At 41.2% G+C, this 22309-nt stretch carries 21 protein-coding genes; 18 read left to right on the forward strand and 3 right to left on the reverse strand.

Going from position 1 to position 22309, the window contains the following annotated elements; translation table 11 throughout:
• Window positions 1-303, reverse strand: a 303-nt coding sequence (locus AC3LHT_RS02050) for an Ig-like domain-containing domain (RefSeq protein ID WP_488661808.1), incomplete at its 3' end; no start/stop codon positions are given.
• Between the two features lie 159 nt (window positions 304-462).
• Here AC3LHT_RS02050 and AC3LHT_RS02055 point away from each other — a divergent pair.
• Window positions 463-1293, forward strand: a complete 831-nt coding sequence (locus AC3LHT_RS02055) for a carbohydrate ABC transporter permease (protein ID WP_290646156.1) — start codon at window positions 463-465, stop codon at window positions 1291-1293.
• Between the two features lie 107 nt (window positions 1294-1400).
• Here the strand turns inward: AC3LHT_RS02055 and AC3LHT_RS02060 are convergent, their stop codons facing one another.
• On the reverse strand, window positions 1401-1784 hold the full coding sequence (locus AC3LHT_RS02060) for an OsmC family protein (RefSeq protein ID WP_290665765.1): 384 nt from the start codon (window positions 1782-1784) through the stop codon (window positions 1401-1403).
• A gap of 232 nt (window positions 1785-2016) precedes the next feature.
• Here AC3LHT_RS02060 and AC3LHT_RS02065 point away from each other — a divergent pair, with 232 nt between their 5' ends.
• Genes AC3LHT_RS02065 through AC3LHT_RS02100 form a run of 8 tightly spaced genes read left to right on the forward strand, consistent with a single transcriptional unit; the run spans window position 2017 to window position 11685 of the window.
• Complete coding sequence (locus AC3LHT_RS02065) at window positions 2017-3687, forward strand: ABC transporter substrate-binding protein (RefSeq protein WP_488661809.1); 1671 nt, start codon at window positions 2017-2019, stop codon at window positions 3685-3687.
• Window positions 3688-3747: 60 nt separating this feature from the next.
• Window positions 3748-4740, forward strand: a complete 993-nt coding sequence (locus tag AC3LHT_RS02070; protein WP_488661810.1) for an ABC transporter permease — start codon at window positions 3748-3750, stop codon at window positions 4738-4740.
• On the forward strand, window positions 4737-5588 hold the full coding sequence (locus AC3LHT_RS02075) for an ABC transporter permease (protein ID WP_488661811.1): 852 nt from the start codon (window positions 4737-4739) through the stop codon (window positions 5586-5588). Before AC3LHT_RS02070 ends, AC3LHT_RS02075 begins: the two co-directional genes overlap by 4 nt.
• Window positions 5589-5590: 2 nt before the next feature.
• Window positions 5591-6553 (forward strand): ABC transporter ATP-binding protein, encoded by a 963-nt coding sequence (locus AC3LHT_RS02080; RefSeq protein WP_290665773.1) that lies wholly within the window; start codon window positions 5591-5593, stop codon window positions 6551-6553.
• Window positions 6546-7487, forward strand: coding sequence for an ABC transporter ATP-binding protein (locus AC3LHT_RS02085; RefSeq protein WP_488661812.1), 942 nt, complete (start codon window positions 6546-6548; stop codon window positions 7485-7487). The genes AC3LHT_RS02080 and AC3LHT_RS02085 overlap by 8 nt, the downstream gene beginning before the upstream one ends.
• Entirely contained in the window at window positions 7477-8841 is a 1365-nt protein-coding gene (gene bgaS, locus AC3LHT_RS02090) for a beta-galactosidase BgaS (protein ID WP_488661813.1), read from the forward strand. The genes AC3LHT_RS02085 and bgaS overlap by 11 nt, the downstream gene beginning before the upstream one ends.
• 11 nt (window positions 8842-8852) lie before the next feature.
• Entirely contained in the window at window positions 8853-9854 is a 1002-nt protein-coding gene (locus AC3LHT_RS02095; RefSeq protein WP_290646140.1) for a LacI family DNA-binding transcriptional regulator, read from the forward strand.
• Window positions 9844-11685: a cellulase family glycosylhydrolase gene (locus AC3LHT_RS02100; protein ID WP_488661814.1), complete on the forward strand. Its 1842-nt coding sequence runs from the start codon at window positions 9844-9846 to the stop codon at window positions 11683-11685. The genes AC3LHT_RS02095 and AC3LHT_RS02100 overlap by 11 nt, the downstream gene beginning before the upstream one ends.
• 41 nt (window positions 11686-11726) lie before the next feature.
• Here the strand turns inward: AC3LHT_RS02100 and AC3LHT_RS02105 are convergent, their stop codons facing one another.
• The gene (locus AC3LHT_RS02105) at window positions 11727-13643 is read right to left on the reverse strand and encodes a peptidylprolyl isomerase (RefSeq protein ID WP_488661815.1); all 1917 of its coding nucleotides are present in this window, start codon (window positions 13641-13643) and stop codon (window positions 11727-11729) included.
• 124 nt (window positions 13644-13767) lie between these two features.
• Here AC3LHT_RS02105 and AC3LHT_RS02110 point away from each other — a divergent pair, with 124 nt between their 5' ends.
• The 9 genes from AC3LHT_RS02110 to AC3LHT_RS02150 form a co-directional block, all read left to right on the forward strand.
• Entirely contained in the window at window positions 13768-14910 is a 1143-nt protein-coding gene (locus AC3LHT_RS02110) for an ABC transporter permease (protein WP_290665783.1), read from the forward strand.
• A 145-nt stretch (window positions 14911-15055) separates the two neighbouring features.
• Complete coding sequence (locus AC3LHT_RS02115; RefSeq protein ID WP_290646132.1) at window positions 15056-15379, forward strand: hypothetical protein; 324 nt, start codon at window positions 15056-15058, stop codon at window positions 15377-15379.
• Between the two features lie 268 nt (window positions 15380-15647).
• Window positions 15648-16388, forward strand: coding sequence for a DeoR/GlpR family DNA-binding transcription regulator (locus AC3LHT_RS02120; RefSeq protein WP_367115364.1), 741 nt, complete (start codon window positions 15648-15650; stop codon window positions 16386-16388).
• A gap of 47 nt (window positions 16389-16435) precedes the next feature.
• Entirely contained in the window at window positions 16436-17698 is a 1263-nt protein-coding gene (locus AC3LHT_RS02125) for an ABC transporter substrate-binding protein (RefSeq protein WP_488661816.1), read from the forward strand.
• A 67-nt stretch (window positions 17699-17765) separates the two neighbouring features.
• Entirely contained in the window at window positions 17766-18665 is a 900-nt protein-coding gene (locus AC3LHT_RS02130) for a carbohydrate ABC transporter permease (RefSeq protein WP_290646128.1), read from the forward strand.
• A gap of 1 nt (window position 18666) precedes the next feature.
• Window positions 18667-19521, forward strand: coding sequence for a carbohydrate ABC transporter permease (locus AC3LHT_RS02135; protein ID WP_290665789.1), 855 nt, complete (start codon window positions 18667-18669; stop codon window positions 19519-19521).
• 18 nt (window positions 19522-19539) lie between these two features.
• Window positions 19540-20475: a carbohydrate kinase family protein gene (locus AC3LHT_RS02140; RefSeq protein WP_488661817.1), complete on the forward strand. Its 936-nt coding sequence runs from the start codon at window positions 19540-19542 to the stop codon at window positions 20473-20475.
• A complete protein-coding gene (locus tag AC3LHT_RS02145; protein ID WP_488661818.1) occupies window positions 20472-21914 on the forward strand; it encodes a glycosyltransferase in 1443 nt (480 codons plus the stop codon). The genes AC3LHT_RS02140 and AC3LHT_RS02145 overlap by 4 nt, the downstream gene beginning before the upstream one ends.
• Before the next feature lie 110 nt (window positions 21915-22024).
• On the forward strand, window positions 22025-22309 hold a 285-nt coding region (locus tag AC3LHT_RS02150; RefSeq protein ID WP_488661819.1), incomplete at its 3' end, for an extracellular solute-binding protein.

Genomic DNA, 22309 nt, shown 5'->3' on the forward strand with positions numbered 1-22309 from the left:
AGGAGCGACAGAACCTGCTCCTTGAATTTCGTGGCCGAGATCGTCCTCATCGGTAATACTGAAGGCGTATGAGCGGAGGCTGTCACCAAGCACGTTTCCGCTCCCATCGGCCAGCTCGAACTCCGTGATATCCAGTCGATAGTCACGCCCCGCCTCCAGCCCGGATGGGGTCAGCATCAGATGCAGCGGGTCGGACCATGACCATGTTACCGGGAGCGATTGCTCGCCCTCGGTTTCGATCACAGCCAACGATTGCTCTGTCAACAGGGTCGTGTCCAGAGCCTCTGAGAACGTAACTTCCAACTCGAAGTCTTTCAGAAGTACCGGGATGGATTTATCAATTTAGATACTGGTTTCGCTTCTGCGCAGTCTGTGGTGTTGTTTGTATTTGTTGCGATTCTCACAGCGCTCCAGTTCAAATACGCTGAGCGACGAGTCTTCTACGGATAGGTGGTGTGAGCTGTGAAAACAAAAAAGAGCAAAATTGTCCTAACATATATTTTTTTGTCGATTATGCTGGTTGTTATTATCTTCCCTGTATATTACGCTTTCACCATGAGCACCTTCAATTCCAAGGAAGCGTATAGCTTTCCTCCAAGGTTTTTACCAAGTACGCACATATGGGAAAACTACAAAACGGCCTGGACAACGGTGAATATGGGCAGGCTCATTTTCAACAGTTCTTTTATTTCAGTGACGGTAGCGCTGGCAAAAATCGGGCTTTCTATTATGGCCGCCTTTGCATTCACTTATTTTGGCGAATTTAAGGGAAAATTCTTTTTCTTCACAACCATTTTGATAACACACATGCTACCTTTACCTATTCGTATTGTTCCCACCTATGATCTGATGCGATCCTTTGGCTGGATTAACACCTATTACGCTCTCACTATTCCCTTTTTCGCCAGTGCCACGGGAACTCTATTATTCAGGCAACTATTTTTGACTGTTCCACCGTCTTTGTCAGATGCTGCAAGAATAGATGGTGCAGGTCCGATGAGATTCCTTGTGAATGTACTCATTCCGCTTTCTAAGACAAACATAGGAGCTCTCTTTCTCATAGAATTTACTTACATGTGGAATGTATATCTCTGGCCTATGATTATCACAAACTCCAACAATATGAGAGTTGTCCAGATTGGGATAAAAATGCTGCTAGCGAGTGAAGCTCAAGCAGCCGATTGGAACATTATAATGGCTGGAACGATTCTCGCCATGCTACCTCCTCTTCTCGTGCTTTTGATTTTCCAAAAAACCATTATGGAAGGCTTTAGCCTGAAAGAGGAGAAGTAAAGCTGTATGTATAACATAACTTTGGACATGGCTCTTGCTGGGTTTTTAAACTGGAAAAAATTCCAGCCATCAGCATAATTAGCCCGAGAAAGCCACATGTCAGTGAATCAGTAAAACTCTATTTCCCATTGAATTTCTGCAACCTTTGACAGCGTGTGATATATGGAACAGTACTTTGTTGCGAGCTCAAAAGCTTTTTTGATTTTTTCATGATGAGAAGCACTTTTCATCTTAACTGAAATCCTGCACCACCTCAAAGTGGTCGGGATTTCCTTCCTTTTTTCACCGCTGAGATCCAGATCAACAGATTCCCAATGGATTTTCATCTTTTTTGCTATATCAAGAAAAGTAGAATATAGGCATGAACCAAGAGCAAGAAGGATAAGATCATAAGGTGCAAATTCTCTTGGACCAATCTTCAGTTCCACGTTTTTCCCGTTTTTTCCTAAGCCGTTAAATTCACCATCGAAAGTCAGCTTCACCTGCTGCATGATCGAAAAGTACCTCCTTACTTATTTTCATTTTCAAATATTTTCACGATTTATTTATTTTACTTCTTTGCCAATATCTTTGTTTGTGCGAATCTTTAGCTATTTGCGTTAATTAGGCTTTAAAGAGTGCTCAGGCTATCTATATGAAAATAACAGAAAATTGCTTGAAAATATTTTCATTATATTGTTGTATTGTCCCTTAAGGGGAAACGAAGGTGGGAGGTGTTTTTTTATGAAAAAGGGCACTATACTCGTGCTGATATTGATTTTTAGCACGATATTGCTTGGTGTAACTTACAAGAGAAATGAAACTCTGTACGCGGGTGGAGGACTCTGGGCACCACCAAACAACTGGAACCCGGTAACCCCATGGGCCGCTGTTACAGGCACAGTAGGATTGATCTATGAACCCCTTTATTTGTATGACCCGCTTTCTGATGAAATGATACCATGGCTCGCTGAAAAAGGGGAATGGAAAGATCTTAACACATATGAGTTGAAAATCAGAAAAGGGGTTCGTTGGACAGACGGTACCTTTTTTAATGCAGATGACGTAAAATTCACCTTTGAACTCGCAAAGGATATCCCGGAAGTTTACTATAGCACCCTCTGGAAATGGCTGAGTAGCATTGAAAAAGTTGATGATTATACGCTAATCTTCCACTTTACGGAGCCACTTTACCATGAATGGGTTACAAACCTTTACCAGATCCCGATTATCCCTGAACATCTCTGGAAAGACAGGTCAAAGGAAGCCATTCTCACGGGAGCCAATGAAAATCCAATTGGTACAGGCGCATATCTTGCGGAGACATATGATCAGGATAGAATGGTTTACTTGAAAAACGCCACCTGGTGGGCAACAGAACTTCTGGGTATAGAACCCACTCCAAAGAGGATCGTATATTTGAGGGCAATGAGCAACAACGTTGCCCTCGGTATGATTATCAAAGGGGAGTTAGACATAAGTAATTTCTTCCTTCCCGGTATTCCAACGATTAAGAAATTTTACGGGATTCATACCTGGTTCGATGATGTGCCTTACATGTTATCAGATAACACAGCTTTCCTTTTCTTAAATACCACCAAAAAACCAATGGACGACCCGGAGTTCAGAAAAGCTGTTGCTTTTGCCATAAATTCAGAAGAAATCGTCGAAAAGGTATTCGAAAAACAGGTGCTCCCCTCAAATCCACTGGGATTCCTTCCCATAGATGCCTGGATGAAATATTATGATGAGGATGTTGTCACCAAATATGGCTTTGAATTCAACCCCGATATAGCCAAGAGCATGTTAAAAGATGCCGGATATGTTGACAAAGACGGTGATGGTTTTGTGGAAGCTCCTGATGGTTCAAAGATTGAACTTTCGATCATTGTTCCGTTTGGCTGGACAGATTGGATGGAATCGATAAAGATAATAGCAAGCAATCTGAAAGCTGTTGGAATCAATGCGTTAGCTGAATTTCCAGATTTTGGAAGATATCAAGATGAACTTTACGGTAGCAATTTTGATATGGCTATAAACAATTTTGGGAGCTATTTAAGCGTAACCGTTTGGACGTTTTACCACTGGTTATTCTTCCCGATCAGTGATTATCAAGCGAATGGAAATTTTGGTAGATATGACAATCCCGAAGTTTTCAAACTACTCGATGAGTTCAACAGAACACCTTTCGATAATGTAGAAGCTGGAAAAGAAATTGTTTCAAAGATCGAAGAAATTTTCCTGAAAGATATGCCTGCAATTCCTCTCTGGTATAACGGTATGTGGTTCCAGGCAAGTGAAGCTGCGTGGACAAACTGGCCCAGCGAACACGGTCCCTTCCATTATCCCTGTACCTGGGGTGGCAGATGGCAGCTTGGTGGTCTTATGATGCTCACAGACCTTCAAAGCAAGTAATTGTTTCAACTTCCCCGCCTTTCCAGGAAAGGCGGGGTTTAAATTTTGGGAGGAAAGACAGTGGGAAAGTATTTAAGACGAAAAATAATCATATATCTGCTTACTTTCTTTTTCGCGGTTACGATTGACTGGGTAATTCCCAGATTTATGCCGGGAGATCCAATCAGGACATTGCTTTCAAGAGCAGCAATGAGGACTGAAGCCATGGATCTTTTGTACAATTACTATAACAAGGTTTTCAGTCTGGACCTTCCGCTATGGAAACAATATGTGAATTTCTGGTTTTCTCTGTTCAAAGGTGATCTCGGAACAAGTGTATATCTTTTTCCAAGTCCTGTTTTTGAAGTCATAAAGAGAGCGGTTCCCTATGATATTCTCTTGCTTGTTCCCGCGATACTTTTAAGTTGGATAGCAGGGAATAAGTTTGGAGCATTTGCTGCGAGAAAAAAGCGGCTTGATAACACCATATTACCGATATGGTATGTGATAACTGCTACACCATATATGTGGCTTGGAATACTTCTTGCCTGGGTATTTGGTGTGGTGCTTGGGATATTTCCCATTTCGGGAGCATACAGTTTTTCCATGAGTCCGAGCCTGAGCTGGGAGTTCATCTGGGATTATCTTAAACACTGGATTCTACCCTTTGGTTCACTTTTTATAGTTCAGCTTGGTGGCTGGGCGATTGGCATGAGGAATATGATTATTTATGAGTTGGAATCAGAATACTCGAGATATATGGAAGCCATGGGAGCCCCAGCGAAACTCATAAGAAAGTACGCCTTCAGAAATGCGGTGCTACCTCAAATTACAGGATTGGCTTTACAGCTGGGTGTTATTGTAGCAGGTGCCCTTGCCACAGAGGTGGTTTTTTCTTATCCTGGCATAGGTTACCTCTTGCTTCAGGGAATTTTGAACGGTGATTATTTCCTCATTCAAGGGTGTTTCCTTTTCATTATACTTGGTGTTTTAATAGCGAACTTCTTTATAGATATCATTTATGTAATTGTGGATCCAAGGGTAAGGCGTGGAATGAGTGGTGAGACAGCATGAAATTCAGAAAAAGTGAGATACTCTTTTTTGCATTGCGGAACACAAAGCTAAGGATAGGGGTTTTTATCGTTGCCTTGTTTGCTTTTCTGGCTATTTTCGGTCCTTATTTCGCGAAATATGAACCCCAGGATTTTGCCGGGCCCGGCTATAATCCCCCTTCAGGCGAGTACTGGCTTGGGACCACGACTTTTGGTAGAGACGTCTTTTCCCAGTTCGTTTATGGTCTCAGATCGACCTTTCTTGTTGGGCTTGTAGGCGGAAGTATAGCAACTTTTATCGGACTTTTCGTGGGATTCCTTTCGGGTTACAAAGGAGGTTTAGCTGACGAGTTGCTCATGATGTTTACAAACATTGTGCTGGTTATTCCCACCATGGCATTGTTAATTATTCTTGCGGCTTATCTTAAGTATCGTGGTGTATTCATTGAGAGTGTCTTCATTGGGTTTACAGCATTGCCATGGACAGCCAGAGCAGTAAGGTCGCAGACTCTTTCACTAAAAACCAGGGAATTTGTCAACCTCGCGAGAATAACAGGCATGAAACCTTTGAAGATAATTGTTGTTGAAATATTGCCAAATATGCTTTCATATGTGTTTATGGTGTTCATTCTGCAGTTTGGTGGAGCGATTCTCACAGCTGCTACATTGGATTTCATAGGGCTTGGTCCTACTCAAGGGATTTCCCTTGGGCTTATGATGCAACAGGCAGTCTTGTGGAATGCCATACAACTCGGTATGTGGTGGTGGGCAGTTCCACCCGGAATTGCAATTACAGCTATTGTTGGGGCAATGTATTTTATGAATACAGGATTGGATGAAGTTTTTAATCCTAAGCTCAGGGAGATGTGAACATGGCTTTGAAAATAAAGGATTTGAGAATATACTATCAGACGCTTCGCGGAGATGTAAAAGCTGTAGATGGTATTAGTTTTCAGGTAAAAGACGGGGAAATCATGGGGCTGGCCGGTGAATCTGGATGCGGGAAGTCCACTCTGAGCAATGCGCTGATTTTATTGAAGCCTCCTATGAAATATATCTCAGGAGAAGTGTTTTTAAACGACAAGAAACTCCCGATAGACAATTACGAAGCCATGAGAGCTAATAGATTTAGAGGAGTGTCCATCATTCCACAATATGCTATGAATGCATTGAATCCTATAAGAAAATTGAAACAGATTATCTCTGACCTTCTCGAACACCACGGAGAGAGCTTTGTAAAAATGAGGGATATGATAGAGGAAAGGTTGAAGTTGGTAGAGCTTGATGAAAAGGTGCTTGATCTTTATCCAATTGAATTATCTGGCGGAATGAATCAGCGTATGGTAATGGTTATCTCGACCTTGCTGAATCCATCATTGCTGTTAGCAGATGAAATCACTTCCGCTCTCGATGTTTCTTCTCAAAAAGCGGTTTCAAAAATGATTGTTGAATTTAGGGATAGAAAAATCGTAAGGAGTGTGATTTTTGTAACCCATGATATTTCAATTCTCTACCAGGTGGCAGACAGCATCATGATCATGTATGCTGGCAAGCAAGTTGAAAGAGCTCCCACAGAGACGATCGTCAAAAATCCTCTTCACCCTTATACAAAGCTCCTCATCTCGTCTTTGCCAGAAGTAGGCATTAAATATTCTCAAGCTCCTCTTAAGGGAATACCTGGCAGGCCACCCGAGCTTTTGAATCCTCCAGAAGGTTGTAGATTCAAAGATAGGTGCCCTGTTGCCTCTGAAAAATGTGATGAAGAACCTCCATTGGTCGAAATAGAACCGGGCCACCAGGTAGCCTGCTGGAAGGTGGGAGCAATCGATGATTGAACTTAAAGATATCACAAAAGTTTATTCTCTTGGCGCTTTTGGAAAAAGAAAGCTCACGGCGGTTGATAATGTTTCATTTTCGATAGGAGAAGGGAAAATCATTTCCCTGATAGGTGAAAGTGGTAGTGGAAAAACAACTATTGGTAAAATGATGTTGAAATTAATCCCCATCACAAAGGGGCAAATACTCTTTCAAGGGAAAGACTTATCATTGTTCAAAGGAGAGAAACTCAAGGAATATTATCGCTATGTTCAAGGTGTGTTTCAGGATCCCTTTTCTTCTTTTAACCCCATATTTAAAGCTGACAGGATTTTTGAACTTGTAAAGAGTGAGTTCTTCCCGGAACTAACCGGGAGAGAATGGCAAATACACGTACTTGACGCTCTAGAATCCGTTGGCTTGAACCCTAAGACAGTTCTTAACAAGTTTCCTCATCAGTTAAGCGGTGGGCAGTTACAGAGGATGCTTATAGCAAGGGCGCTACTTCTTGATACAAAATTTCTCGTTGCTGACGAAATAATAAGCATGCTTGACGCTTCAACCAGAATCGATGTGCTCAACATATTGGCAGAGCTCAAAAAAGGCGGGCTTTCAATACTGTTTATTACTCATGATCTATCACTGGGTTATTACATAAGCGACGAGAGTATTATCCTTTATAAGGGGTCAGTAATGGAAGCTGGAAAAACTGAAAAGGTTTTTAGCACCCCCCTTCATCCATATACGCGTATGCTTCTGGATGCTGTGCCAAGGATTGATAGAAAGTGGACAACTTTTGAAACTCCAGAACGAAAAGCCGTTGGATCTGATACTATCGGCATGTGCAAGTATTATGACCGAAGTCCACTGGCTACAAAAGAATGCGAAGCACAAGGGCTTATAAAAGTCGAAGAGGATCACCATGTCGCATGCTGGAGGTGGAATGATGTTTAACGAAGATTTTCTTTTTGGGGCTTCAATGTCGGGTTTTCAATTTGAAATGGGCGGGAATACTATGGATCCAAATACAGATTGGTTCCTCTGGGTTCATGACCAATATCTTCAGGAAAACAATGTGGTAAGTGGAGACCTTCCTGAAAATGGGTTGAACTACTGGGAAAGATATTCCGAAATTCATGCACTTGCTCTTGAGGCCGGGTTTAATGTTCTCAGAATAGGTATTGAATGGTCAAGAATTTTTCCCGATGCCACTTTTGACGTGGAGAGCCCGGAAGAACTGGAAGAGCTCGCAGATCATTCGGCTATTAAACATTACCGAAAAATATTGGAAGATATAAAAGCCAGGGGCATGAAAACAATGGTCAACCTGAATCATTTTACCCTTCCTTTATGGCTACATGACCCTATAAAAGTGAACCGCAATCTCGATTTCAGTAAAGCTGGTTGGCTGGATGAAAGGAGCCCTCATGAATTCGCTAAATTCGCAGCTTTTGTGGTAAAAAATTTGGGAGAAGTTGTGGATTTTTGGTCTACCATGAATGAGCCGAATGTAGTAGCCAATTTGGGCTATTTTCAGAGGCCTTCGGGCTTTCCGCCTTCGGTTATAGACCCTACGCTCTGGAAAAAAGCTTTAGACAATGAAATAAATGCGCATAACCTTGCGTATGAAGCGATGAAAGAATATACCCATAGACCTATTGGAGTCATTTATGCGTTTCACTGGATAGACGGCGATGATAGTGCCGAGGAAGCTAACAATCTGCTGAATTGGTATTTTGGAGATGCTGTAAAAGATAAGATCGATTTCATAGGCATCAACTACTACACGCGGTCCTTCGTAGAGAGAAGAGAGCCGATACTCAAAGCAGGAGGATTTACAATTAGCTGGAAGAGTTTGTCCGGTTATGGCTTTGCATGTAAACCAAATACCCTTTCAAAAGCAGGATTGCCTGTTAGCGATGCGGGCTGGGAAATTTACCCGAAAGGCCTTTACAATATCACTAAAGCCATCTGTGAAAGATACAAAAAGCCCGTGTATATAACTGAAAATGGCATTGCTGATAATAAAGACCTTCTGAGACCTTATTATCTCCTATCTCATCTTGCAGCTATCGAAAGGCTGCTTGAAGAGGGGTACGACATTCGTGGCTATTTACACTGGTCTCTAACGGACAATTACGAATGGGCAAAGGGATTTTCCCTGAGATTTGGACTGGTTCATGTTGACTATGACAAAAAACTTTTCACTCCAAGACCCAGCTTTTTCCTCTTCCGCGAAATAATACGCAATAGAACAACGAATAGGTTCAATGCCTTTCTAAAAGTGCCTTTTGATCTTTTAGAGTAGGAGGGTTTTCTGTGGTTACCATAAAAGATGTGGCAAAAGAAGCTGAGGTTTCAATAGCCACTGTTTCCAGAGTCATAAATGGCTCAACACAGGTTTCCGAAGAAAAACGAAAAAGGGTTCTGAAAGCCATGCAGAAACTCGGCTACAAGCCCAGGCCCTTTTCAAGAAAAAATTCAAAGCTCTTTGGTACAATTGGCGTAGTCGTGCCAAACCTGAGAGCTTACCATTATCCAAACATCCTAACGGGCATCTATGAAAAAGCCTTTAGCAAGGGATATGACGTAATGGTTGCTCTTGCCAGGGACAAACCCGTGAGAGAAAAAGAAATCCTCGACGAGTATTTCAATCGGAAAGTTGACGGGGTATTGGTTTGCACTCTCAAGTGTGATGAGCACTTCATGCAGAAGTTCATTGACAGTGGAATACCAATTGTCGGCGTGGATTATCCTGTTGAAGAAGTGCATATTGACTCGGTGAACATTGACAATGTCATGGGGGCATATGCCGCCATAAGATACCTTCACAACAAAGGACACAGGAAAGTATTTTACATACCTGGAACACAAAATGTTTACGCATCCAGAGACAGGAAAAAGGGCATATTGAAATACCTTAGAAGACACAAAGAGGTTGAGGTATTTATGAGCAAAATCACAGGATTTGAGCCAGAAGATGGCTACAAAGCTATACTCGAACATATTACCCCACCCATAAAAGTAACAGCTATCTTTTGTGCGAATGATTATGTGGCGCTTGGAGCGATAAAAGCGTTAAACGAATTGGGGATAAAAGTTCCAGAAGATATCTCTATCATGGGGTTTGACGATTCACCTTTTGCCTCTTTTATGATTCCTGCGCTTACTACTGTTTGCCAACCACGCGAAGAAATGGGGGCTTTAGCGACACAGCTATTGATAGAGCGGCTTGAATCAGGAAAACATACGATTTACAGAAATGTCGTTCTCCCAACAAAAATAGTGGAAAGAGAATCGGTGAGGACAGTTGAAAGGTAGGGAAAAACAGATGGGATATCTACTTGGTGTGAACTACTGGTCGCGCAGTGGTGCGATTTTGATGTGGGAAGACGAATACTGGAACCCGGGAACAATAGAAGAAGAAGTGAAAAAAATGAAAGAGTTCGGCATGAACCTGTGTCGCTTTTTCATCCTCAGCCCCAGTTTTTTACCCGCCCCTAGCGAAATAAGCGAAAAGCACATGAGCAGGCTCATAACTTTCCTTGAAATATGCGAAAAACACAAGCTCATGACAATCCCCACTTTTATCGTGGGACATATGTCTGGTGAAAACTGGGATTTTGGGTTTAGAGAAGGTCGAAGCCTGTATTCAAATCCTTTTATGATAGAGCAACAGGCATTTCTCATTGAAAAGATAACAAAAAGAATTAAGGATTTTAACGCCATATGGGGGTATCTTTTGACAAATGAGATGCCGCTTTATGGAGGTGAAGGAACTCCCGAAGAGGTATTGAATTGGGCAAAAACGCTTGTAAAAGGCATAAAGTCAATTGACCCCAAAAGGCCTGTGGGAGTTGGCGATGGCAACTGGAACGTGTTTGGTGGTAACAACGGTTTTGACATACAGAGTCTATCTAAAATAGTCGATTTTTTGGGGCCGCACATGTATGTGCCAGAAATCGACTATTACAGGCACAGCATGGTCACCGAATTTATGATTAGGTTCCTCAAGAACTTTGGTTTGCCTGTGTTGTTTGAAGAGTTTGGCGCATCATCGAGCCACGCTTCTGATGAAAATATAGCACTGTATTACAGAGAGGTCTTTTTGAACACTTTTCTTTCTGGTGGTATTGGGAACCTCGGTTGGTGCTTGAGCGATTTCAACTATTTTGAGATGCCACCTTATCTGCATCACCCTTTTGAGATGCGCTTTGGCGTTTTTGACGTAAGAGGAGAACCAAAACCAGTTGCATACGAATTCAAAAGCTTCAGGAAACAAGCTGAAGAGTTAGAGGAGTTAACACCTTCCAAAGCACAGGCGGCAATTTTAGTACCTTCCTATTACAACAGGCAATATCCTTTCTCCGTTGATGAACCCCGGGAAATGGCACGTCAGATGTTACAGGCCATGGTGCTGGCAGCTAAAGCCGGATTTGAGGTTGATTTTCTCTTCGAGGATAATCTTGAGGATTTAATGAACTATAAACTCATACTTACGCCTTGTGTTAGAAAACTCCTAGCCACCACTTCGGAAAAGCTTTACAGCTTCGCAAAACACGGTGGGCAGCTTTATCTAAGCTACTTTGCTGGCTCCGATCTTTTTCAACCGGGCATATGGATTCATAATTTTGAAGCTCTAACAGGTTGTAAGCACAATCTGAGGTACGGTCTCTGGGATCCTTTGGTCGGAGATATTGAATTGAGCTTTGAAGGACAAAGCTGGAAAATCCGTACAGAATATGATAATTACCCTCATGAAAGTGCTTATATGCCTCTGAAAAAATGTGCAGGGAAAGCTTTGAAGCTTACTGAAGAACTGTTTCTCACAGAAATGGAACTGGAAAAAGGAAAGGTTTTCTTCTTGAATTTTCCGCTGGAACATCTTTTGCTAAAAACGCCAATGGTAAATCATACTGACCTTTCTCACCTATTGTACAGGAAAATAGCAAAAGATGCTGAAATAGAGCTACACTATACCGATAATCCTTTAATAAGGTTCAGGCCGTTGTATAAGGATCGTGAAAAACTCGCTGTGCTTCAAAATATCTCGTGGGAAGAGCAAAAGGCTGAATACATTCTCTCTCCAATCACTTTGAAAATTTCTCTTCTCTTAAAACCCAAAGAATATAAAATCATCGCAATAAAATAAAAAAAGAGGGGCTAAAAGCCCCCCTTTTTGTTTTTCATGTATTATTCTTCATTTTCTAAGGCATTTATCTCATTCATTAGTTCATCAACAAGTGCATCAACCTCGGATTCTTCCACGAGTCCCATATCAACGTAATCATCAAGATAATATGTGTAGGCAAGAGCACCGCTGAAGAAGTCAATCTTGAGGTTCTTGTCAATAGAAAGCTTTCCGGCTTTGTTATAGGCTTCTATTAGAAGTCTTATCGACTTTAGCTTCAATTCATCAGAAGCCTTATCGTTTTTGATAACATTTTCCTTTAGACGATTTTCAATGGAGGTGAGCGGATATTTTATAAGCATTTCAGCTGCCTTGTCACCTACATACTGCTCATAATAGTTAAGGTAATTCTGAAAGAGTTCCTCGTTTTCAATCATGGGTTTGAGTTCATTTTCGTATTGCTTGCTGGTGTAAAGGAACACCACTTCTGGATCATTGCCACTGTATTTGTTCAGATATTCTAATGCTTTATCTGAGTCCGGCATTCTATGGTATAGAAATCCAGCGACTTTTCCAATTACTGCGTATCTTTTGTCCTTGTAAGTCTGCTCTTCAGCGAGTCTTGCGTTGATTTCTTCTTCACTAAAAACGCCGAGCTCTTTTGAAAGGTCTATCAGTGTTGAAAGGTTGTTCTTTAATTCAAGCACTTTGTTATCAGTGCTATCAGGGGTTTCTTCGAGAGATTTTTGCATATCTTCTGGTGAAAGTGTTTTTATGTCTTCCGGGAGATTTTTTCTGGCATCAAGCATGGCCTGAAGTTTTTGCAAGTTATCCAACGTTGGCTGCATGAGAGAGTCTGAGATCATCAGATAGAGAACTGCGGCGAAAGTCGTTGTGTCTTCTTTGATTTCTCCTGAAGAATCGAATAGTTCTTTTTCTAACCTAGCGTAAAAGTCTTCTATGTCTTCGCCCGAAACCTGCGATTTCATCAGCCTATCCAGAAGGTCAAGTTCCGGGTCGTAAATAACATAGCCAAGAGGGCTATTTGCTTTGTAATTGTTGAACCAGCCAAGATACACCTTGTTCTGGAAATCTCTCGCAACATTAGTATATGCATTTGTAGTCAACAATTCTTCCACGGAATCAAAGGTACTTTTTGAATCCACCCGGATTAGATGATATCCGTATTCTGTTTCCACGGGTCCAACGATTTCACCCGGAGTAGCGGCAAATGAGGCGTCTTCAAACTCTTTCACAAGTTCTCCTCGGCTGAACTCACCAATAGAGCCACCATTTTGAGCAGAACCTGTGTCAATGGAGTATTTCTTTGCCGCGTCTTCAAAAGTCAACGAGCCATTTTCGATGAGCTTTTTGAGCTCTGTGGCGCTTGCTTCTGAGGATAAAAGTATATGGCTTGCACTCACTTTTTCATACTTGTTCTTTATATCGGCTTTGTTGGCTTCGAAGTATTCGGTAAAACTGGCTGGATAATCTGTCACGAGTGTTTTGAGGATATTCTGCTTTATCAGCTCGGAGCGGACATAAGACTCTATAACCCTCCAAAAGGTCTCCGTTGAACCATAGCTCATTTCTATTTGGGATACGTACTGAGGATTGCTAAAATAGCTTGTTGTTATCTGATCAGTATAGCCAGAGACTTCCTCTTCTTTGGGAAAAAGCCCGTTTTCTTGCGCATAATATCCTGCAATTTTATCATCGAGCAAGTTCTTGAGAATGTTGTATTTCAGCTCTATCTGGCTGGGAGCGTTTTGTGAAGAGAAATAAGGGTCAAGGCTGATACCTTGCTGTTGATAACTTCCCAACGCATCATTGAGATACCCCTGAAGCACGTCAGCATTCACTTGATAATAGGCATCCGACAATGGTGTTCCATTCAACGTGATACTTGCTACTTCCCCACTCGCAAAGGTCAAAGCGAAGGTAATAAGAAATAAAGAAAGAAAAACAAAGCGTTTCACACGATCAACTCCTTTATTGAAATGAGAATCCTTGAAACAATTTTACCAGACAAAGGGCGGCTTTCCTTCTCTTATGTCGTTGTGTTGTTATATAATGAAATACAGGAAAAAGCGGAGGGATTCAATGAAGAAAATTACCACGTTACTCAGCAATGAACTTAAAATGATTTTCAGGTCGCGGAGTATATGGATTTATTTCCTGCTTCTTCCGATGGCAATGGTTCTCTTTACCGGAGTCTTTAACATGAATAATGGACTTTACGCACTTCGATTGGGTGTTGTAAATGAGGATAATACTTTCCTTGGGATATTTTTTATCCGATACGCAACCTCCATGGTCAAAGAAGAAAACATCTATGTTTTCAAAACGAGGAACGAAGCTGAAAATCAACTGAAAGACCTGGATGGTTACTTTATAATACCAAAAGGGTTTGCGAACGACCTCCTTTTTCAAAAACCATCGAAACTCATTTTTGTCCCCAATCCCGATGCGCTTCAATCAGGGATCGCGATTTATCAGGTGCTCAGTAATGTTCTCAATGAGTTCAAAGCCCTTCCTGTTATCGCTGACCCGAATTTTATGAAAAATGTGACAGTAGATCCAAACTACAAAGCACCTGAGATAGTGGTGGAGGGTGTTGACGGCGATAAATTCAATTTCAAGGAATTTCTTTTTCCTCTAATTCTTGCGCTGTGTTTGCTGCTTACCCTGGGTATCGGCCTTAGCTGGTCTATTCACGAGGACCAAAGGACAGAGATTTTGGACTTTTTAGTGCTTGCCAATACAAGAGCCTTGCAGTTTCTCTTTTCAAAGATCGTCAGTTTCTTAGTTGTTGGAATTTTTGAGTTCTGCTTTTTTCTACTCTTTGGACTGCTTTTTGGCTATGAAGGTTTAATCAATATTGTGGAAAATACCCCGCTTTTTCTGATGCTTTCATTGGTGTTCATCACTATGAGTGTATTCTTGACGAGCCTTACAAGGACTTCGAGAGGAAGTCAGTTTCTTGTAACCGGGGTTTCCGTTGTATTTATATTGATTAGCGGCATGCTTATTCCACGTTCCATGTTTCCCGAATGGCTTAGAAAATTCGCAGACTACTTTCCCATGACAGCTTTGCTGAACGAAATTCAGAAGCTCTCCTTAATACCGACTGATTTGAAAACGATCATCGGATTATTGATTTCAAACACTGTTCTAACAACAGTTTTTATACTTCTGAGTGTGATAATGTTCAGATACAGCTCAGACCATTTATCTGCAATGTAATGTCATAGTTCCATGCTATAATAATTATGAAGCTTCTTTTTTCTCACTAGTAAGTTTGCATTTCTTGATCTTCATCAATGGGTTCCACAGCTTTTTGATTTTGTTTCATCTCTATCGATCCTTCTATCAAAGGGAGGGAACGGAGATGCGTATAGTTTACAGCATGGAACTCTCACTTGAAACACGCAAGTCTGCTAATTTGATCGTGGACATATCGCACTACCTTTCTAGAAATATGCAACTCGGAGCACGCGGAGATCTGCTGAATATAAGATTGATAGGGAATGGAAAGCTTCTTGTCCGTATAATAACAGAACAGGGAAGCTGTACTCTCAATGAAGTCTTTGAAAGGATTAACGGATATCTGGGACTCATTTCCGATGCCCTGAAAAAAAACACAAGAAGCTACAGCATCTCAAAAACCTTTATCTATCACGAAAAAGGTTCACAGACCTATTTAATCTGCTGAACAAATGTTTTTGGTCATGCTTTCCGGGAAATATCGTTGTGATTAGAAAATTTTTATGACTTAAAAATTTTCGTTTTATTATTTTTTTATCGAAACTCGAAAGCAAACGTAACAAAACGCAAAAACACGAAAGCACGAAGCCTAACCTTCAATAATTCGGAATAATTAGGTTTAATGGATGCTAAAGGTGTTTTGCTTTCTCAATTTGAGATGATATGTTTTAATTACGGGAGGGATAAATATCATCTTCGAAGAGAGAAAGCATTACATCGTTGAAAAATTGAATAAATATGGCAAAATTTACAGTTCATCTCTAGCTGAAGAGCTTGGTGTGTCGGAAGTTACTGTAAGATCTGATCTGAAAAAACTTGAAAACCTTGGTTTGTTGAAAAGGGTTCATGGTGGTGCCATCAGCCTTAGACCTCACAGATATGACCCACAGTTTCAAGAACAAATTGCAGTTGATGTTGAAGAAAAAAAAATAATTGCGGAAAAAGCTGTCCACTTGGTGGAGAAAAACGATATCATCTTTGTAGACTCCGGAAGTACAACTCTCTTCTTTACAGAAAAACTTCTCGAAACGCCTCCTTTGAATTTAACTGTCGTAACCAATTCTCTTTATGTTATCAATACCGTTGTTCAATATCCCGAGATAAAACTGGTAGTTCTTGGAGGCTATTTTCAGTACGGCACAATGAATTTCCTCGATCTTGAAATAAATCCATTTTTCGATAGATACCATGTTAACAAAGCTTTTATGGGAATAAACGGGCTGGATGAAAAAGGCTATTACTCTTCTACCTTACTCGAAGCTGAAACTAAAAAGCTCATTGTAAAAGCCTCACCCAAAATATATATTCTGGCCAGCACTTCTAAACTCTTCAGAAAATCTCTGGTCCGCATAAAGGATTGGTCTGGTTCGGAAGCGCTTGTTACTGCCTCTACTGATGAAAACATAATGAAGAAACTCAAAGAATGTGAAGAGGAAGGTAAGTTCACTGTTATTTAGATCACCATAATTCGATCCCCGTGGGGATCTGCATTGGAGGGGTTAGTATGAAGAGATTCATGGTTTTTCTGGTAATTGCACTGTTGCTTGTACTTTCTGTATCGGCTTTGGGTAAGACTCAAGTCAAGCTGTGGTTCCATTCTGGTCGTGGTTCAGAAAGAGATGTAATTAACGATCAAGTTAAAAGATTCAATGCAATGCAGGATGAGATTGAAATCATAGCCATTCAGCTTCCTGAAGGAAGTTATAATGATCAGGTGCAGGCAGCGGCATTGGCAAATGGGCTTCCTGATATCCTTGACCTCGATGGACCCTATGTTTCAAACTACGCATGGGCGGGTTATCTGGCTCCACTTGATACATTCATGAGCTCCGAGCTAAAAAACGATTTCCTTCCATCTATTATTTCTCAGGGCCTCTACAGTGGGAAAATTTATGCACTGGGAACTTTTGATTCAGGTCTTGCAATATGGGCAAACAAAAAATATCTAGAGAAGATTGGTGCAAGAATTCCAAAGAGTGTTGATGATGCATGGACTTTCGAAGAATTCATGAGTATTTTGAGAAAGTTGAAAGAACTTCCAGAAATAAAATTCCCTCTTGACATGAAAATCAATTACGGTGTTGGAGAATGGTACACTTATGGTTTCTCACCGATTTTCCAGGCTTTTGGTGCAGACTTAATTAACCGTAGCGATTACATGTCTGCGGATGGTGTCCTTAACGGACCTGAAGCCCTTGCTGCTGCGGCTTGGTTCCAGGCCCTTTTCGCTCAGGGTTTTGTCAACCCCAACCCTCCGGGAGACAACGAATTTATTGAAGGTAAATCGGCTCTCTCTTGGGTTGGTCACTGGGTTTACAACCAATACAAAGATGCTCTTGGTGATGATCTGGTTCTCATCCCAATGCCAAAATTCTTCAAACAGGCAACAGGCATGGGTTCATGGGCATGGAGTATAACGACAAATAGCAAACACCCAGAAGCTGCCTGGAAGTTCCTTGAATTCATCCTCAAACCGGAAGAAATAATAAAGATGACAAATGCAAATGGAGCTGTTCCTTCAAGAAAAAGCGCAATTGCTCTGTCTCCTCTTTATGGCGAGGGTGGACCTTTGAATATATTTGTCCAACAGTTGGAAAGCATTGCCGTGCCAAGACCTGTCACACCAGCCTATCCAACAATCACCGCCGCTTTTGCTAAGGCTCTTGACAACATCATAAACGGTTCTGATATAAGAAAAGAACTTGACAGAGCAGTCAAAGAAATCAATGACGATATTGAATACAATGAAGGTTATCCCGTTTATTGATGATGCTTTATGTTTATAGGGTGGGGTAATACCCCACCTTTTTGATAAAAGAGAGAGGAGAGAGAACATGGCCAAGATGTTTTACGAGAAGAAGCGGGGATTCAAATACGCTTTCATTTTTCTTTTACCCGGGCTTGCGCTACTCATAACTTTTATTATCATCCCATTTCTTTCAGCATTTTATCTCTCCTTTACCAACCAGAGACTGATAAGCAGGCTACCGATAAGATTTATTGGATTGACGAACTACAAGAAACTTTTGGATGACGATCTCTTCTGGAAAGGGTTATTCAACATTTTCAAGTTCGTGATTATAGTCGTTCCACTTCAGACAGCGTTTGCTCTTGCTTTGGCTCTGCTTGTGAACAAACGCATAAAATTCACGAAGTTTTTTAGAACGGTTTATTTCATGCCCACAGTTACCACCATGGTTGTGGTGGCTGTTATCTGGACTTTCCTTTACAATCCCGAAGGTTTTATAAACCTGTTTTTGCAAAAGATGAGTTTTGGGAGCTGGCAACCTGTTGATTTCATAAAAAATGAAAATTGGGCTTTCCCTGCGATAATGTTCATGTCGATATGGCAAGGTGTCGGATTTCAAATGCTGATTTTTCTTGCAGGGCTGCAGGAGATTCCGGTATCACTTTACGAAGCCGCTACGATAGATGGCGCGAATAATTGGCAAAAGTTCAGGAAGATCACATTGCCACAACTGAAAAATACCACGGCTTTTGTGATTATTTCGACGACAATACTGGCCTTTAGGCTTTTCGACCAGGTGAAGGTTATGACAGATGGTGGTCCCAACGCTGCAACGTATACTGTAGTCCTTCACATATACAACATGGGATTTAAAAGACAGTACATCGGTTACGCTTCCGCATTAACGGTTGTGTTCTTTTTGCTCGTTCTTGCTATTTCAGTGATACAGCGCTTTTTGCTCAAAGAAGAAAGAGAGGTGTCATAATATGCCCGCAGAAAAAAGCAGAAAAAAGCTTACACTCATTGATAAAAGCATTAGTTATACCCTTATGATACTGCTGGCTATATTCTTCCTTTTTCCGTTGATTTACATGATTTCAACCTCTCTTAACCCTGATGAACTGGACATTTTGAAAAGAATGGGCTCAATAAAGGCCTTTATCCCTTCTCCAGCTTCGCTCAAAAATTATAGCGACGTGTTTGCTCGGATGCCTTTTGGAAGGTTCATATTTAACTCTGTACTCATCGTCTCTTTAACGGTTTTGGCAGGATTGCTGGTAAATAGCATGATGGCATTTGGACTTGCCAGATTTACCTTTAAAGGGCGCGGATTGCTTGTATCGATAATTGTGGCATTGATGATCATTCCATTTGAAACCATCGCTGTGCCTTTGCTGTTGATGACGAATAAATTTGGGTGGCTTGATAGCTACCATGTTCAAATCATACCCTTTATCGCAAATCCCTTCTACATTTTTCTGTTTTACCAGTTCTTTATAAGCTTTCCCAAAGCTCTTGAAGAAGCGGCTCTTATAGATGGAGCAAGCTGGTTCAAGATATATTGGAAGATAGCATTGCCTTTGTCAAAACCCATACTCGCCAGTGTTGCCATACTGCATTTCTTGATGCAGTGGGGTTTTTTCCTCTGGCCTTTGATGGTAACGCGAGGGCCTGAATACAGACCTTTGCCAGTAGCCATGCAGGTATTCTTTGGGCAATACCCGAGAGACTGGGGAGACATAATGGCCTTTGCAACGATGATGACAGCTCCTGTGTTGATTCTCTTTGTAGTGCTTCAAGGCCAATATGTGAAGAGTGTTTCTCAGACGGGTATTAAGTGAACTTGAGATGATGAGGATATGAAAAAAGTTCTCATTATTGGCGAGTTGTTGATAGACATGATTTCCAGAGAATATGTATCGGATCTTTCCGATGCTGAAAAATTCGAGAAGCATTTTGCGGGTTCTCCAGGAAATCTTGCGGTTAATCTCAAAAGCCTTGGCATTGAACCAATTTTACTCGCAGCTTTAGGAAATGACCCCTTTGGCAAAGGGTATATAAAATGGCTTAATTCAAAACACATCGATACTTCTTTCATTTCTGTGGTTAACAAAAATACCAGCATGGTGTTTATTACAAGATCGAAAGGTACACCCCAATTTCTGCCCGTAAGAGGAGCTGATTATCAGATTTCGTTTCCTCAAAATCCTGATGAACTCTTTGAAAATGTTTCCTTTTTGCACTTTACAAGTTGGCCGATATCAAGAGAACCTGCCCGGACGGTTTTGAAAAAACTTCTGGAAATTGCTCGCGGTAAAAGCATAAATATTTGCCTGGACCCGAACTACAGTCCTGCTCTTTGGGTAATGCAAGAAAACAAAAGCAAGAACATAATGACGGGATTCATGGAAGGGATTCTTCTCGCTAAACCGTCCCTTGACGATTCTGAAAGAATTTTCGGAAAGCACTCTCCCGAAAAATACATAGAGTTATTTCATAGTTTTGGAGTGGAAAACGTGATACTGACCCTTGGAGCTGAAGGAGTTTTAGTCTCAGATGGCAAAGTACTTAAAACTGTACCTTCCTTGGCAGAAAGTGTAGTTGATACAACCGGTGCTGGTGATGCTTTCTGGAGTGGTCTTTATTGCGGATTGTTAAAAGGATTTGATGTTTTTGAATCGACCAAACTCGGCAATGCCGCAGCAGCCTTCCGCATAGAAAATGCGGATAAATCTTTACCTATTCCGAAGTACAAAGAGTTAATGAGCTTATTAGAGAAGAAGGCGGATTTATGAAAATAGCTTTTCTCAACCCTCAAGGTAATTTTGACCCTTTAGATAGTCATTGGACTGATCATCCCGATTTTGGAGGTCAACTCGTTTACGTTAAAGAGCTCGCTATTGCAATGGCTTCTTACGGTGTTAACGTGGATATTGTTACAAGAAGGATTGTGGATAAACATTGGCCGGAATTTTCAACACCCTTTGACTATTACCCGGGTATCAGCGGAGTTAGAATCGTGAGAATCGATTTTGGTGGAACTGAATTTTTACCGAAAGAAAAGCTTTGGAAGTGCCTAAAAGATTACGTTGTCGGAATAGAAAAATTATATGTGAGAGAACGAACTTTCCCTGATTTTATCACTGGCCATTATGGTGATGGTGGATTATCTGCTGCCATGCTGGCTAAAAAAAGAAAAATCCCCTTTTCTTTCACAGCTCATTCTCTGGGTGCTCAAAAAATGGATAAGTTGGGAGTTACAGCTGAGAATTTCCAAGCAATTGACAAGACTTATAGTTTTTCATACCGTATCCCCGCCGAAAGGCTTTCAATGAAATATTCCGTTGTGAATTTTGTGAGCACCAGCCAGGAACGTTTCGAACAGTATTCGCATCCATTATATAAAAACTGGGTAGACGTTAATGACAATAGCAGATTTGCTGTTGCTTCCCCCGGAGTTAATACAAGAATTTTCAACTCTGTGGCTACTGAACTGGACGATGTAATAGCTGATAGATACACACGCACAGTTGCCGCTTATGCGCCTAACCGCGTTGAAAAACCTGTAATAGTCAGTTCAAGCCGTCTTGAACCTAAGAAAAATGTGGCCGGGTTGCTTAAAGCTTTTCTCAATGATAAGAAGTTGAATGAAGAGGCAAATCTCCTCATTATTGTAAAAGGCATTTCTAACGCATACAAAGAATATTCGAAAGTTCCCGGTGAACCCGGCAGAATTTTGAAAGAGCTTATAGAAACTGTTAGTGCTCATAAAGCACGCGATCGGGTATTTTTCATGAATATTTCTAATCAGAAGGAGCTAGCCGCGCTTTACAGAGTTGCAGTTTCGAAAGAAGGGCTTTTTGCTATGGTTTCCCTTTACGAACCATTTGGGCTTGCGCCGCTTGAGGCTATGGCCTGCGGATTACCGGCAGTTGCAACCAAAAATGGTGGTCCCTCTGAATTCATGATCAAGAGTGGTGTCAAATATGGAATTTTAGTTGATCCCGAGGATATAATTAACATAGCTGAGGGACTAAAAAAATTGATCTTTGACAGAAGACTAAACATGGAACTTTCGAAGAAAATAGTTGACTATGTGAAAAAAGATTACAGCTGGGGGGCAACTGCCCTGAGGTATCTGAAAGTAATTGAAGAAAAAAAGAGGTGCCCGAGCAAGCTTCCAGAAATTCCCTCTTTTTTTCTCGGAAAGGGTGAGCCACCATTACTTCTATAAAATTTTGGAATTTTTGTATTAAAACTGATATAATAATAAAACCGCGTGGTAGAGACGCAGAGAAAACCATCGCAAATTTTGCGATGGTTAATTTTTGGGGAGGTGTTACAATGAAAAAGCTCTTTGTGGTGTTTTTGCTCCTTGCTCTTGTCGCGACACTCAGCCTTGCAAAGGTCAAAATACAATTCTGGCATGCCATGGGGGGGTGGAGGATCGACTTTTTGGCACAGCAAGCTGAAAAGTTCAATGCAACCCATCCAGATATAGAAGTACAAGTTCAATACACGGGCAGTTACCGTGACACATTAAACAAACTGATTGTCTCTGTGCAGGCCGGTGCTGCACCCCATGTTGTTCAGGTCTTCGATGTTGGAACACAGATAATGGTTGATGGT

Source organism: Kosmotoga sp. (genome assembly GCF_982836095.1).